11 protein-coding genes are annotated in these 14,327 nt (G+C 69.9%); 8 read left to right on the top strand and 3 right to left on the bottom strand.

Features of this window, described 5'->3' with window-relative positions:
* Positions 1–86: 86 nt before the first annotated feature.
* Entirely contained in the window at positions 87–1,016 is a 930-nt protein-coding gene (locus ACVN9Z_RS27450; protein ID WP_006387140.1) for a LysR family transcriptional regulator, read from the top strand.
* Between the two features lie 304 nt (positions 1,017–1,320).
* The gene (gene acnA / locus ACVN9Z_RS27455; RefSeq protein WP_020928786.1) at positions 1,321–4,026 is read left to right on the top strand and encodes an aconitate hydratase AcnA; all 2,706 of its coding nucleotides are present in this window, start codon (positions 1,321–1,323) and stop codon (positions 4,024–4,026) included.
* 93 nt (positions 4,027–4,119) lie between these two features.
* Here the strand turns inward: acnA and ACVN9Z_RS27460 are convergent, their stop codons facing one another.
* Together ACVN9Z_RS27460 and ACVN9Z_RS27465 are read right to left on the bottom strand one after the other, a co-directional pair.
* On the bottom strand, positions 4,120–5,070 hold the full coding sequence (locus ACVN9Z_RS27460) for an OmpA family protein (RefSeq protein WP_238876508.1): 951 nt from the start codon (positions 5,068–5,070) through the stop codon (positions 4,120–4,122).
* 167 nt (positions 5,071–5,237) lie between these two features.
* Positions 5,238–6,131: a LysR family transcriptional regulator gene (locus tag ACVN9Z_RS27465; protein ID WP_458212877.1), complete on the bottom strand. Its 894-nt coding sequence runs from the start codon at positions 6,129–6,131 to the stop codon at positions 5,238–5,240.
* Positions 6,132–6,228: 97 nt separating this feature from the next.
* Here ACVN9Z_RS27465 and ACVN9Z_RS27470 point away from each other — a divergent pair, with 97 nt between their 5' ends.
* From ACVN9Z_RS27470 to ACVN9Z_RS27490, 5 genes are read left to right on the top strand one after another with little or no spacing between them, the layout of a single operon-like run.
* A complete protein-coding gene (locus ACVN9Z_RS27470) occupies positions 6,229–7,728 on the top strand; it encodes an efflux transporter outer membrane subunit (RefSeq protein ID WP_159069279.1) in 1,500 nt (499 codons plus the stop codon).
* Positions 7,725–8,861: an HlyD family secretion protein gene (locus tag ACVN9Z_RS27475; RefSeq protein ID WP_070780916.1), complete on the top strand. Its 1,137-nt coding sequence runs from the start codon at positions 7,725–7,727 to the stop codon at positions 8,859–8,861. Before ACVN9Z_RS27470 ends, ACVN9Z_RS27475 begins: the two co-directional genes overlap by 4 nt.
* Complete coding sequence (locus tag ACVN9Z_RS27480) at positions 8,861–10,390, top strand: DHA2 family efflux MFS transporter permease subunit (RefSeq protein WP_458212878.1); 1,530 nt, start codon at positions 8,861–8,863, stop codon at positions 10,388–10,390. Before ACVN9Z_RS27475 ends, ACVN9Z_RS27480 begins: the two co-directional genes overlap by 1 nt.
* A gap of 35 nt (positions 10,391–10,425) precedes the next feature.
* Positions 10,426–11,130 (top strand): siderophore-interacting protein, encoded by a 705-nt coding sequence (locus ACVN9Z_RS27485; RefSeq protein ID WP_024069797.1) that lies wholly within the window; start codon positions 10,426–10,428, stop codon positions 11,128–11,130.
* Between the two features lie 35 nt (positions 11,131–11,165).
* Positions 11,166–12,056 (top strand): LysR family transcriptional regulator, encoded by an 891-nt coding sequence (locus tag ACVN9Z_RS27490; protein WP_006384576.1) that lies wholly within the window; start codon positions 11,166–11,168, stop codon positions 12,054–12,056.
* 43 nt (positions 12,057–12,099) lie between these two features.
* Here the strand turns inward: ACVN9Z_RS27490 and ACVN9Z_RS27495 are convergent, their stop codons facing one another.
* The gene (locus ACVN9Z_RS27495) at positions 12,100–12,873 is read right to left on the bottom strand and encodes a DODA-type extradiol aromatic ring-opening family dioxygenase (RefSeq protein ID WP_076472526.1); all 774 of its coding nucleotides are present in this window, start codon (positions 12,871–12,873) and stop codon (positions 12,100–12,102) included.
* Between the two features lie 244 nt (positions 12,874–13,117).
* Between ACVN9Z_RS27495 and ACVN9Z_RS27500 the strand changes: the two genes are divergently transcribed.
* Positions 13,118–14,320 (top strand): DUF2863 family protein, encoded by a 1,203-nt coding sequence (locus tag ACVN9Z_RS27500; RefSeq protein ID WP_026383342.1) that lies wholly within the window; start codon positions 13,118–13,120, stop codon positions 14,318–14,320.
* Positions 14,321–14,327 lie beyond the last annotated feature (7 nt).

A 14,327-nucleotide genomic window follows, 5' to 3' on the forward strand; every position in this document is an offset into this window, starting at 1 on the left:
TTTCAGAATATCCACGAACCTTTGCCGCGACAATCCTTCAGGATGGGTAAACTCTGTTTCCTCACAGGCAACAATGAAGACTGCCCATGACCACCCCGCCCGTGCTCGACCTGAACCTGATCCAGCTGTTCGTGACGATCGTCGAGGCCGGCACGCTGAGCGAGGCGGCGCTGCGCCAGGGTGTGACGCGCTCGCATGTGAGCCGCAACCTTCAAAAGCTGGAGCGGGCCTTCGGCGCGCAGTTGATCCGCCGCACCACCCGGCGGCTGGAACTGACGCACGAGGGTAGCGTCCTGTACGACCATGGCGCCCGCATGGCGCGCGAAGTGGAATCGGCGCGCCATGCCCTGCAGAAGCTGGGCGCCGAGCCCACCGGCCACGTGCGGCTGAGCCTGCCCACCGGCCTGGGCGAACTGGACATGCTGCGGCCCCTGCTGGTGCGCTTCGCCCTGGAACACCCCAGCCTGAGCCTGCGGGTGCTGTTCTCGAACCGCGTCAGCGACCTGATTTCTTCGGAGATCGACGTGGCGCTGCGGGCCATCTCGGTGCCGCCGCAAGACTATGTGGCGCGCGAACTCGGCCGCATCAAATGGCACCTGTGCGCCGCGCCCGAGTACCTGGCGCGCATGGGCATGCCGGCCCATCCCCGCGACCTGGGCCGCTTCGATTTCCTGGGGCCGCCCGGCCCCCGCCCCCAGGCAACGCTGCGCCTGCGCGGCAAGGGCCAACCGCATGAAGTCAAGCTGGCCACTCGCCTGCAATCCGAGTATTTCCCGTTCCTGGCCCAAGCCGCCCGCGAAGGCGCGGGCGTGGCGCTGTTGCCGGCCTACATCGTGCGTCCCGACCTGGAGGCCGGGCGCCTGCTGCAGGTGCTGCCCGCCTACCAGGCCGAAGGCCCGGGCGACAAGCTCTATATCCTGACCTCGCCAACCCCTTATCCCTCGAGCGCCCAACGCGCCCTGGTCGATTTCCTGAAACGGGAACTGGAACCCCTGCTGCGCACCTTCCTGGCCTGAGCGGGGGGCTGCCACCCGGTGGCGCGCCACGGCGGCGGCCCTCCGTCCCCCGCCATGCGCTTGTAGGACTTCTTTGTTAAAAAACGGGGGACTTGCAGGGATGGCGCGGCTGCCGCACAGTAGGGGTTTGCGCGGCCGCCGCGCAACCCGCAGGCCGGCGCGGGCGGGAACTTTGACGCGCCCCTCAAGTCTTATATAAGATATAAGACATAGACCGAACCCGCGCCGCTGTCGCCCGGAATGACAAACGCGCCGAAACGCCTGAAAATGCCGGCTTTACGCGGGCAAAACCACGGAGTCCATCATGCCGCACAACACCCTCGATACACTCAAGAATTTCAAGATCGGCAACAAGTCCTGTCAGTACTATTCGCTGCCGGCGCTGGGCAAGGCCCTGGGCATCGACGTGCAGCGGCTGCCGGTCTCCATCCGCATCGTGCTGGAATCCGTGCTGCGCAACTGCGACGGCAAGAAGGTCACCGAGGAACACGTGCGCCAGCTCGCCAACTGGCAGGCCAACGCCAAGCGCGAGGATGAAATCCCGTTCGTGGTGGCGCGCGTGGTGCTGCAGGACTTCACCGGCGTGCCGCTGCTGGCCGACATCGCCGCCATGCGTTCGGTGGCCGACAAGATGGGCAAGAGCCCCAAGAGCATCGAGCCGCTGGTGCCGGTGGACCTGGTGGTGGACCACTCGGTCATGATCGACTACTTCGGCACCAAGAATGCGCTGGACCTGAACATGAAGCTGGAATTCAAGCGCAACCAGGAGCGCTACCAGTTCATGAAGTGGGGCATGCAGGCCTTCGACACCTTCGGCGTGGTGCCCCCGGGCTTCGGCATCGTCCACCAGGTCAACCTGGAATACCTGGCGCGCGGCGTGCACCAGGACAAGAAGAACAACGTCTACTACCCGGATTCGCTGGTGGGCACCGACAGCCACACCACCATGATCAACGGCATCGGCGTGGTCGGCTGGGGCGTGGGCGGCATCGAGGCCGAGGCCGGCATGCTGGGCCAGCCGGTGTACTTCCTGACGCCTGACGTGGTCGGCGTGGAACTCAAGGGCAAGCTGCGCGGCGGCGTCACCGCCACCGACCTGGTGCTGACCATCACCGAAATGCTGCGCCGTGAAAAAGTGGTCGGCAAGTTCGTCGAGTTCTGTGGCGAAGGCACGGCCAGCCTGTCGGTGGCCGAACGCGCCACCATCGGCAACATGGCGCCCGAGTACGGCGCCACCATGGGCTTCTTCCCGGTCGACGGCCGCACCATCGACTACTTCCGCGGCACCGGCCGCACCGAAGACGAAATCGCCGCGTTCGAGGCCTATTTCAAGGCCCAGGACATGTTCGGCGTGCCCGCCGCCCAGGACATCAACTACACCAAGCTGCTGACGCTGGACCTGTCCACCGTGGCGCCGTCGCTGGCCGGCCCCAAGCGCCCGCAGGACCGCATCGAGATCGGCAACGTCAAGAGCACCTTCATCGACCTGTTCTCCAAGCCGGTCGCCGAGAACGGCTTCAACCAGCCGGCCGAGAAGCTGCAGCAGACCTTCACCACCAGCACCGGCACCAAGGTCAAGAACGGCGACATCCTGATCGCCGCCATCACCTCGTGCACCAACACGTCCAACCCCAGCGTGCTGCTGGCGGCGGGCCTGCTGGCCAAGAAGGCCGTCGAAGCCGGCCTGAAGGTGCCCAAGCACATCAAGACCTCGCTGGCCCCCGGATCGCGCGTGGTCACCGAATACCTGACCAAGACCGGCCTGCTGCCCTACCTGGAGAAGCTGGGCTTCGACGTGGCCGCCTACGGCTGCACCACCTGCATCGGCAACGCCGGCGACCTGACGCCCGACCTGAACGAGGTCATCACCAGCAACGACCTGGTGTGCTCGGCGGTGCTGTCCGGCAACCGCAACTTCGAGGCGCGCATCCACCCGAACATCAAGGCCAACTTCCTGGCCTCGCCGCCGCTGGTGGTGGCCTACGCCCTGGCCGGCACCGTGACGCGCGACCTGATGACCGAACCGGTCGGCCGCGGCAAGAACGGCGACATCTGGCTGGGCGACATCTGGCCGACCACCGAGGAAGTCGAGGCGCTGCTCAAGTACGCGCTGGACCCCAAGGCGTTCGAGGCCAACTACGGCCAGGTCAAGAGCAACCCCGGCAAGCTGTGGGAGAACATCAAGGGCGTCACGGGCGAGACCTACAACTGGCCCGATTCCACCTACATCGCCGAGCCGCCGTTCTTCGAGGGCTTTGGCATGACCCCGGGCGCGATGCCGACCGTCAAGAACGCCCGCGCGCTGGGCGTGTTCGGCGACTCGGTCACCACCGACCACATCTCGCCGGCGGGCTCCATCAAGGAGACCTCGCCCGCGGGCAAGTGGCTCAAGGAAAACGGCGTCATGAAGGCCGATTTCAACAGCTACGGCTCGCGCCGCGGCAACCATGAAATCATGATGCGCGGCACCTTCGCCAACGTGCGCATCAAGAACCTGATGATCCCGGCGCGCCCCGACGGCAGCCGCTTCGAGGGCGGCGAAACCCTGTTCCAGCCCACCGGCGAACAGATGTCGATCTACGACGCGGCCATGAAGTACGTGGCGGCGGGCACCCCCACCGTGGTGTTCGGCGGCGAAGAATACGGCACCGGCTCGTCGCGCGACTGGGCCGCCAAGGGCACCCAGCTGCTGGGCGTCAAGGCCGTCATCACGCGCAGCTTCGAGCGCATCCACCGCAGCAACCTGGTGGGCATGGGCGTGCTGCCGCTGCAGTTCAAGGGCAGCGACAGCGTGCAGTCGCTGGGCATCACCGGCGAGGAAACCTACGACATCTCGGGCCTGGAGAACGGCATCAAGCCGATGCAGGACGTGACGCTGACGATCACCCGCAAGGACGGTTCGAAGCAGGACGTGACGCTGCTGCTGCGCATCGACACCCCGATCGAGGTCGACTACTACCAGCACGGCGGCATCCTGCCCTTCGTGCTGCGCCAGCTGCTGGCCGCGTAACGCCCGGGCCGCAAAGGCAAAGCCCCTGGAACCGCGAGGTTCCAGGGGCTTTTTCATCGTAGAGCCGCCTCAAGATTAGGCAGGCTCACCGCATCATTGCGCGACCAATTCGACCCGCCGGTTCTTGGCGCGGCCCGCCTCGGCGTCGTTGGCCGCCACCGGCGCCAGCGAGGCCACGCCGCGCGCCGACAGGCGCGCGGCCGGGATCTTGTAGCCCGCTTCCAGCGCCTTGACCACGGCGTCGGCGCGCTTTTGCGACAGCTCCAGGTTGCCGGCCAGCGTGCCCTGGTTGTCGGTGTGACCGACCACGTAGACCTTCAGCTTGGGGTTGGCGTTGAGCAGCTTGCCCATCTCGTCCAGCGCCGCCTTCGATTCGGCCTTGACCTCGGCCTTGTCGGTATCGAAGTACACGCCGTAGACCGCGACGCGGCCCGATTCGGCCAGTGATTTCTGCATGGCGGCCATGTCCAGCACCTTGACCTGCCCGGTCTGCATGGGCTTGGTCTCGATCACCTGCTGGAACACCGGCGTGATGTTGTTGGAGCTGTCTTCCATCACGTCCAGGAACACGTAGATGTCGCCAGTGGGCGCCTCTTTCTTTGCCAGCACGACGTAGTACTTGCCGCCGAACGCGGCGTCGCCCTGCCCGGGCTGGCTGACCTTGCCGCTGTTAAGAACGAACGACTGGAAGTCGCCGCCGCACTGCTCGTCGCCCTTGCATTCGAACACGGTCTTGAAGCCGCCAGCCTGCAGCGCGCCCTGGTAGTTGCGGTAGACCTCCAGCGCCGACTTCTTGCCGTCGATGCGATAGGCGATGCGCGTCAGCTTGCCTTCCAGCGTCAGGCCCTTGGCCTCGGATTCCCGCGCGACGGGCCGGTCGGGCATCAAGGCTTCGTCGTAGTCCTTGTGTTCGTAGGCGCGGATCTCGGCGCCCTCGAAGCGGGTCAGGGCGGGATGGTCGCGCGAGCCCTCGACGTCCCCGGCCCAGGCGGACGAAGCCGCCGTCAGCGTGGCGGCGACGATGGCCAGACTCGCGACTTTCACGATATGCGCTTTCACGATCTCTACACTCCCGGCCGGCAGGCGCCGGCATGCGTCCAGAACAAGGAAACGCCCGCGATGCGGGCGGCAGCCATTATGCATAGACGGTCCACCGTTTGGAACCGCATCGGGTAACCAAACGTTGGTCGCGGTGACCAACGCCGACAGCGTCACCGGCCGCTGATCGCCAGGCTGATCCGGTGCACCATCTGCCGGATGGCGCGATGGGCCGGGTCTTCGTTGAAGCGCGGATGCCAGGCCTGCGAGATGGTCACGGCGGGAGTGTCGAAGGGCAAGGCGCGCATCTGCAGATCGTCGCGCAGGTGCAGCGTGAGCAGGTCCGGCACGGTGGCGACCAGATCGGATTTGCGGGTGATCGCCAGCGCCTCGGCAAAGGAATGGGTGACGGCGCTGATATGGCGCGCCAGGCCGACCTTGCCCAGTTCGATGTCCACCGGACCGCTCAGCACGCCGCGGCGCGAGACCGTGGCGTGGCGCGCCCTGGCAAAGCGTTCGGGGGTGAGCTTGCGATGCCGCGCCAGGGGATTGGCCGGCCGGAACACCGCCACGAAACGATCGGGAAACAGGCGTTGCCGCACGATCTCGGGCCCCATGTCCTCGATCACGCCGATGTCCAGGTCGATGGCGCCTTCGCGCAGCGACAGCACGTCCTGCTTGCCCTGCGAGATGAAGCGCACCGTGACCCGCGGCGCCTCTTTGGCCAGCGTGTCGAGCAAGGCCGGCCCGAGCGTGCTGACGGCGCCGTCGTCGGCGCGGATGGTGAACACGCGCCGCAGGGTCTTGAGATCGAAGGCGGCATCCTGCGCCAACAGTTCCCGGGCCTGCGCCACCAGGGCGCGCACCGGTTCGCGCAGGGCTTCGGCGCGCGGCGTCGGCACCAGGCCGCGCCCGGCCCGCACGAACAGCGGGTCGCCCATCATGCGGCGGATGCGCTCCAGCGTGCGGCTCATGGCGGGCACGCTCAATTGCAGGCGTTCGGCGGCGCCGGTGACGCTGCCCTCGGCCAGCAGCGCATCGAGCGCGATCAACAGGTTCAGATCCATCAGTTGCACCAAACGCAAGTATTAGTTATCAGCTTGTCCATATACGCAACTGTAGCGCAGCGGCACCATGGCGGCCAGTTCAACACGGAAGCACGCCATGATTCACTCAACACGGTATCGCCCCGACGCCCGGCCCGCGCGCCGCATGCGTTTGCGGCATGCCCCGCTCGCCGCCGCGCTGGCGGCGCTTGTCGCCGTCGCGGGATGCGCAAGCCACGACGGCCTGCGCCCCGCCGGCAAGCCCCTGGACCTGGCCGCGCTGGATGCCGGCCAGGATATCGCCGCCGCCGTCCGCGACACGGCCGACGACGCCGCGCCCTGGTGGCGCGCGTGGGGCGACGATCAACTCGACCGCCTGATGGCGGATGCGCTGCGGCAGGCGCCGGGCGTGCGGGCCGCCCAGGCCCGCCTGGGCCAGGCCGAAGCCGTCTTCGGCAGCGTCGACGCGAACCGCCAGCCGACGCTGGACGGCAGCGCCACCATCACCGCCGACCGCTACCCCGGCCATTACACCTACGGCGCCCCCTACGCCGACAACACCGGCGGCAGCGGCTCGCTGCTGGCTTCGCTGCGCCTGCGCCTGGACATCTGGGGCAAATGGCGCGCGCTGGCCGATGCCGCGCGGCTCGATGCCGAAGGCGCGGCGCTGGCCCATGCGGATGCGCAACTGGCCTTGCAACAAGGCATCGCCGCCGCCTACCTGCGCCTGGACGCCGCCTTCCGGCTGCACGAGCTGGCGCGGCAACAGCGCGAGCGGCAGCGGCAAGCGCTGGAATTGCACCAGACGCGCCGCCAGGCCGGCCTGGGCAGCGACGCCCCCGTCGCCGACGCCCGCGGCCGCCTGGCCCGGATGGATGCCGAGGTCGAACGGCTGGACCGCGAGATTGCGCGCCAGCGCCATGCGCTGGCCGCGCTGGCGGGCCAGGCCCCCGGCTACGGCGATGCGCTGCGCCGCCCCCGGCTGGCGCTGCGCGCCGACCCCGCCCTGCCCGCGGCCCTGCCCGCCCGCCTGCTGGGCCTGCGGCCCGACGTGCTGGCGCAGCGCAAGCGCCTCGACGCGGCGGACCGGCGTATCGAGGCCGCCAAGGCCGAGTTCTATCCGGATATCGACCTGAAGGCCTTTGCCGGCCTGCAAAGCCTGGGGCTGTCGCACCTGCTGCAAGGCAACAGCCTGGCGGCCGGCATCGGCCCCGCCCTGACCCTGCCCATCTTCGACGGCGGCCGCCTGCGCGCCGGACTGCGCGACCGCATCGCCGGCTACGACCTGGCGGTGGCCGACTACGACGCCACCGTCGTGCGCGCCCTGCAGGAAGTCGCCGACGGCCTGGCCGGCATGGCCCAGGCGCGCGCCCGGCGCGACGCCGCCCGCGTCTCGCTGCGCGAGGCCGGCACGCTGGCCAGGCTGCAAGCGGTGCGCGCCAGCCGCGGCCTGTCGGCCCGGCAGGACGAAATCGACACCGACCTGGAACGCCTGCGCGCCGACAGCGAGCTGGCCGCGGCCGACCTGGACCTGGGCCTGGCCCGGACGGCGCTGGCCGGCGCGCTCGGCGGCCGCTGGTCGCCCTCCCAATCCTCTGACAACGAAGCCCTGAAATGACTGCCACGCAAACTCCCGACTCGCGGACCTCGACCCGCAAATCCCGCCTGATGCTCGCCGGCGGCGCCACCCTGCTGGCCGGCGCCGGCTGGGCCGCCTGGACCTTCCTGGCGGGCGCCGCGACCCAGACCACCGACAACGCCTACGTGAATGGCCACGTCGTGGCCATCACGCCGCAGGTCGGCGGCGCCGTCTCGGCCATCTGGGCCGACAATGCCGACCGCATCAGCGCCGGCCAGACGCTGGTGGAGGTGGATCCCGCCGACACCCAGATCGCCCTGGCCGGCGCCCGCGCCGACCTGGCCCGCGCCCGCCGCCGCGTGCAGGCGTTGTTCGCCAGCCGCGACCAGGCCGGCGCCGAAGTCGCGCGCCGCCAGGCCGAACTGGACCGCGCCCAGGCCGACGTCTCGGCCCGGCGCGGCATCGCCGCGCAAGGCGCCATCACGTCCGAAGAAGCCCGCCATGCGGCCGACGCGCTGAACGCCGCCCGCGCCGCGCTGGCGGTGGCGCAAGCCGCCGAGCGCGCCGCGCAGGCCCAGGTGGACGGCGTGACCCCGGATACCCATCCCGACGTGACGCTGGCCCAGGCGCGCCTGCGCGCCGCCGCGCTGGACGCGCAGCGCACCACCATCCGCGCACCGGTCGGCGGCATGGTTGCCCAGCGCAGCGTGCAGCTGGGCAAGCACGTGGCGATCGGCGACAAGCTGATGGCCGTGGTGCCGCTGGACCAGATGTGGATCGACGCCAACTTCAAGGAAATCCAGCTGGCCGGCATCTGCCCCGGCCAGCCGGCCGTCGTCACCGTCGATGCCCACGGCGCCAAGGTGCGCTATCGCGGCCGCGTCGGCGACGTGATGGCGGGCAGCGGCTCGGCCTTCGCGCTGCTGCCGTCGCAGAACGCGACCGGCAACTGGATCAAGGTGGTGCAGCGGGTGCCGGTGCGCATCAACCTCGATCCCAAGGAACTGGCGGACCACCCGCTGCGCATCGGCCTGTCGGCCGAGGTGACGGTGGACACGGCGCGCTGCGATCCGGCGCAGGCCGGCGCGGCCCGGGGCGAGACCACCGACATCTACCGGCAGCAGCGCCAGGCCGCCGACACGCTGGCGCAGGCCGGCCAGGGATTGCAGTGATGTCCGCCGCGCCCCGTCCCATCGAGCCGATGACCGGGCTGCCGCGCGTGGTCGCGGCGGTGGCCATCAGCCTGGCGTCCTTCATGGCGGTGGTGGACATCACCATCGCCAACGTCTCGGTGCCCACCATCTCCGGCAACCTGGGCGTCAGCCCGGAAATCGGCGAATGGGCCATCACCTTTTTCGCCATCGCCAACTCCATCTGCATTCCCCTGACCGGCTGGCTGTCGCGCCGGCTCGGACAGGTGCGCCTGTTCGTGCTGTCGGTGGCGGCCTTCACGCTGGCCTCGGTGCTGTGCGGCGTGGCGCAGAACTTCGAATCGCTGCTGGCCTTCCGCGTGCTGCAAGGCATGGTGTCCGGCCCCATCGTGCCGCTCAGCCAGGCGCTGCTGGTCGCCATCTTCCCGCCCGACAAGCGCACGCTGGCGCTGTCGATGTGGGCCATGACCAACATGGCCGGCCCCGTGGCCGGACCGGTGCTGGGCGGCTGGCTGACCGACGATTTCAGCTGGCCCTGGATCTTCCTGGTCAACGCGCCCGTCGGCATCGCCGTGGTCGCCGTGACCGCCACCATGTTCCGCGGCCGCGACACGCCCAGCACCCGCCTGCCGGTGGACCTGCGCGGCCTGATCCTGCTGGCCGTTGCCATCGGCTGCCTGCAATTGACGCTGGACCGCGGCCGCACGCTGGACTGGTTCGCCTCGCCGTTCATCGTCACCACCGCGCTGCTGTCGGCGCTGGGCTTCGTGTTCCTGGTCATCTGGGAACTGGGCGAAGCGCATCCGATCGTCGACCTGAGCCTGTTCCGCCACCGCAACTTCGCCATGGGCACGCTGGCCGTGGCGGTGGGCTTCGGCCTGTACTTCGCGGCGCTGGTGCTGATCCCGCTGTGGCTGCAGACCGACATGCGCTACACGGCCACGTGGGCCGGCCTGGCCACGGCGCCGATGGGCGTGTTCGGCATCCTGCTGGCGCCGCTGCTGGGCCGCTGGGTGCAGCGCGGCGACGCCCGCGTGTTCGCCAGCCTGGCCTTCGTGGCGTGGTCGCTGGTGGCCTGGTGGCGCGCGTCGATGACCACGGACGTCGGCGTCGGCCTGATCTCGCTGGCCTGCCTGCTGCAGGGCATCGGCATCGGCCTGTTCCTGACGCCGCTGGTGTCCTTGTCGCTGGCCGGCCTGCCGCCCGAGCGCATCGCCGCCGCGTCCGGGCTGCAGACCGCCATCCGCATGATGGCCGGCAGCCTGGTCGCCTCGCTCGCGTCGACGTACTGGGACGAGCGCTCGCGCTACTACCAGAACGTGCTGGTCGACAGCGCCACGCCCGCCCGGCCCGCCGTGCAGGACACCCTGAACGCGCTGGCGGGCGCGGGCCTGGACGAGCCGCAGTCGTGGGGCGTGATCTGGAACGGCCTGAAGACCCAGGCCGACATGCTGGCGCTGAACGACTTCTTCCTGTGGTCGAGCCTCGCGTTCGCGCTGTCCATCGCGCTCGTCTGGCTGGCCCGCCACAACCGCGCCGCCAAGGCCTGACGGCCGCCGCGCTTACCGCCCCAAGGAGATCCGACATGCAACCCTTTTCCCTGCCGCGCCGTGACGTGCCCTGCATCGTGCTGCGGGCGCGCGATGTGGCGCGCGACATGCGCCGGCTGACGCTGGGCGGCCCCGAACTGAGCGCCTGGCTGGCGCGCCCGGGCGTCGACCAGCCCGGCGCCTGGGTCAAGGTGTTCCCGCCCGGCGTGCCGGGCCGGGCCTATACCCTGCGCGGCATCGACTTCGAGGCGTCCAGCGTCGAGATCGACTTCGTGGTCCACGGCGACGCCCCCGGCACCGTCTCCGAATGGGCGCGCCGCGCCCGTCCCGGCGATGCCGTCTCGATCGCCGGGCCGCGCGACGGCGGCTTCTCGCTGCTGGCGGACACGCGCTGGGTCTGGCTCGGCGCCGACGCCTCGGCCTGGCCGGCGGCCTCGCGCATCATCGAATCACTGCCCGGCGGCATCCAGGTCCTGGGCGTGCGCCACCCGGCCGGCGACGACGACTGGCCCGCCATCGCCAGCGCGCGCGCGCCGCAATGGGCGGCGCGCAGCCTGCCGCCCGGCGGCGATGAACCTTCCGCCCCCGCCCCCGACGGGCCCGGCCAGGTCTGGCTGGCCGGCCAGGCCGCCTGGGTCAAGGCCTGGCGCGCGCACTGGCTGCAACGCCTGCGTTTCGACCCGGCGCGGCTCTCGGCCAAGGGATACTGGAAGGCGGGCGAGCAGGACTACAAGGAATAGGCGCCGGCCTGGGCCTGTGAACAGGAGGAACGACCATGAAGAAGGAACTGGATCGCATGCGGGACATGGCGTTGTTCGTCCAGGTGGCGGCCCTGGGCTCGCTCACGCGCGCCGCCGAAAGCACCGGCGTGCCGGCCTCGACGCTGTCGCGCCGGATCTCCGAATTCGAAAGCCAGATCGGCGTCAAGCTGCTCCATCGCAGCACCCGCCGCCTGGCGCTCACCGACATCGGCCAGCGCTATCTGGAACGCATCACCGACGTCGTCGACCGCGCCCGCGCCATCAGCGGCGAACTCGAAGAAGAAATGGGCCGCCCCACCGGCCACCTGCGCGTCTGCGCGCCGGTCGACTTCAACGCCTATTTTCCGGAAGCCGCGCTGGCCGACTACTGCGCCAGCCATCCCGGCGTGCGCTTCGAGCTGCATTGCTCAGCGCAGCTGCCGGACCTGGCCACCGAGCCTTATGACATCTGCATCGCCACCACCGAACCGCCGCAGGCCAGCCGCATGGTGCGGCGGCGCATCGGCATGGCGGAGTATCAGCTGTATGCCGCGCCCGCCTATCTGCGCGCCTACGGTGTGCCGGCGCATCCGGCGGAGCTGGCGCGGCACCGTTGTGTCGTCATGCCCGACTCCGAATCGGGCCTGGCGTTGACCGACGGCAACGCCAGCGCGCAAGTGGCGCTGGCGCCGCTGCTGGTGCTGAACAATCAGCTGGCGGTGGAAAACCTGCTGCGCGACGGCCTGGGTATCGGGCCGCTGACGCGGGGACGCGCCGACGCGCTGGTGCGCGAGGGCGCCCTGGCGCCGGTGCTGCCCGGCTGGACACTGCCGCCGCGGCCCATCCTGGCGCTGACGGCATCGCGGGCGCTGCCGGCGCGGGTCCGCGGCTTCATCGACCTGCTCGTGGCCCGGGTGGTGACGTAGGCCGGCGGCGTCGTGATGGCGCGCAACGACCGGGAAGAGCCGCTCAGTCGAAGGCGTAGGCGTCCATGGCCAATGCGCCATACGAAATCTCGTCCGTGAGCCGCGTGGCCCGCGCTCCGCCGGCCCCCAGCGCCACGTAGAGCGGCATCAGGTGGTCGTCGTGCGGATGGGCCTGCGCCGCGCCCGGCGCCCGCGCCTGCCAGTCGAGCAGCGCCGGCACGTCGTGGGCCGCAAGGCGATCGGCATACCACGCCTGGAAGGCCGGCACGTACGGCGCGGGCGGCGCATCCTGCGGCATGCGCACGTCGCGCAGGTTGTGCGTCAGCGAGCCCGAGCCGATGATCAGGACGTCCTCGTCGCGCAGCGGCGCCAGGGCGCGGCCCAGTTCCAGCTGGCCGGCGGCATCGCGGCCCATGTCCAGCGACAGTTGCACCACCGGCACGTCGACTTCGGGATACAGGTAGCGCAGCGGCACCCAGGCGCCATGGTCCAGCGGCCGGCGCGGATCGCGGTCGGCGGCGATGCCGGCCTCGGCCAGCAGGGCCTGCGTGCGGGCCGCGAGCTCGGGCGAGCCGGGCGCGGCGTATTGCAGCGTGTAGAGCTCGGGCGGAAAGCCGCCGAAGTCGTGCCAGGCCACCTGCCGGTCTCGGGTGGACAGGGCCAGGCCGTGGCCCATCCAGTGCGGCGACACCACCAGAATCGCGCCGGGCTTGCGGCCCAGGGAGCGACTCCAGGCGGCCAGCGCCGGGCCCGTCGCGCCGGGCTCGACGGCCAGCATGGGAGAACCGTGGGAAACGAAAAGCGTGGGCCAGCGCATGGCGGCGCCTCCAGGAAATATCGATGCCTTGATTGTCGGGCGATTCCAATCGGCAATAAACCCTTTCAAAAGGGATGGTCTGTTGCCAGATAAGCACCAATGCAGGCACGCCGCGCAACAGCGGCCCGATGGCGACGGACCGCGCCAGCGGCCGGACCCGCGCACGCCGGCAGGCGACGGCGACCGCAAGCGTGGCGGGCGTTAAACTACGTCGTTGCACACTTACTGGACGTCCTCCGAAGTTATGGCCCGATCCCGCAGCCAATCCGCTCCCCGCTTGACCCGCGACGCCACCCGCCTCATCACGCTTGCCCAATCGCTGAACCGCTCGGGCAGCCGCGTCGAAGACGTGTACTGGGAGAATCAGCTTGGCGAAGCGATTCCGAAGCTGCTCAAGGCAGGCCAGGATGCCCCGCTGGAAGCCGCGCTGGACCACCTGGCCCAGGGCGACGTGGGCGCCTATGAAGTCCTGATCGAGCAGGCCGAGACGCTGTCCGAGTCGATGAAGATCGACAAGAACGGCGTGCGCTACGACATCCTGCTGATCGTCGCGCCCGTCGTCGCCTGGACGCGCTACGCCATCCCCACCGGCCCGGTCCCGGCCGGCGCCCAGCAGGCGCTGCTGGCGCAGCTGCATGGCCATGTGCTGTCGAGCCAGGCGCGCAGCGCGCTGATGCCGCACCTGGTCAGCGTCGACCAGATGCCGCGCACGTTCTCCGAAACCTGGCAATGGCTGCAACGGCTGGGCTCGCAGGCGCTGGGCGCCGAGACCACCAAGCCGGCGCTGAACACCGAAGTCGAAACCGCCAACATGCTGGCCGACACGCGCTACATCGTGGCGGCCGTGGCGGTGCCCGAGTTCGCGCCCGTGTTCCGCTGGCAGGAACAGATCGGCGAGGCCGACGCCAGCCGCGACGCCTGCCTGGCGCAATGGGCCGCGCAGGCCCAGCCGACGCTGGCCGGCCTGCTGCCGGGCTGCGGTTTCGAGGCCCTGCTGCCGGACGCCTACTACGTCAGCAACCGCGAGGCCGACCGCCGCGTGCGGCCGCTGTCGCTGCGCGCCGCCATCAGCTGGCTCGAAGGCGCGGTCAGCCTCGATGCCTCGCAGCTGCGCGCCGTGATCGCCGGCTGTGGCGAAAGCCGCGTCGACGAATACCGCGTCAGCTTCACCGCGCGCAACAGCAACGACGTCTATTACGGCTGCGTCTGGCCGTTGTACGGCCGCGAGGAAGACCTGCCGGCCGACGAGGGCCAGCCCGACGTGGTCGATGAAATCGCCGCGCTGCTCAAGGAATACGGCGTGAGCGACGTGCGCCGCATTCCCGGCGTGCTGCCGCCCGAATACTGCGAGGATTGCGGCGCGCCCTACTTCCCCAATCCGCTGGGCGAACTGGTGCACGCCGAGCTGCCCGAGGACGCCGAGGCCGCGCCCGCCAAGTTCCACTGAGCCGCGC

This window comes from Achromobacter sp. KK8 (assembly GCF_054188005.1).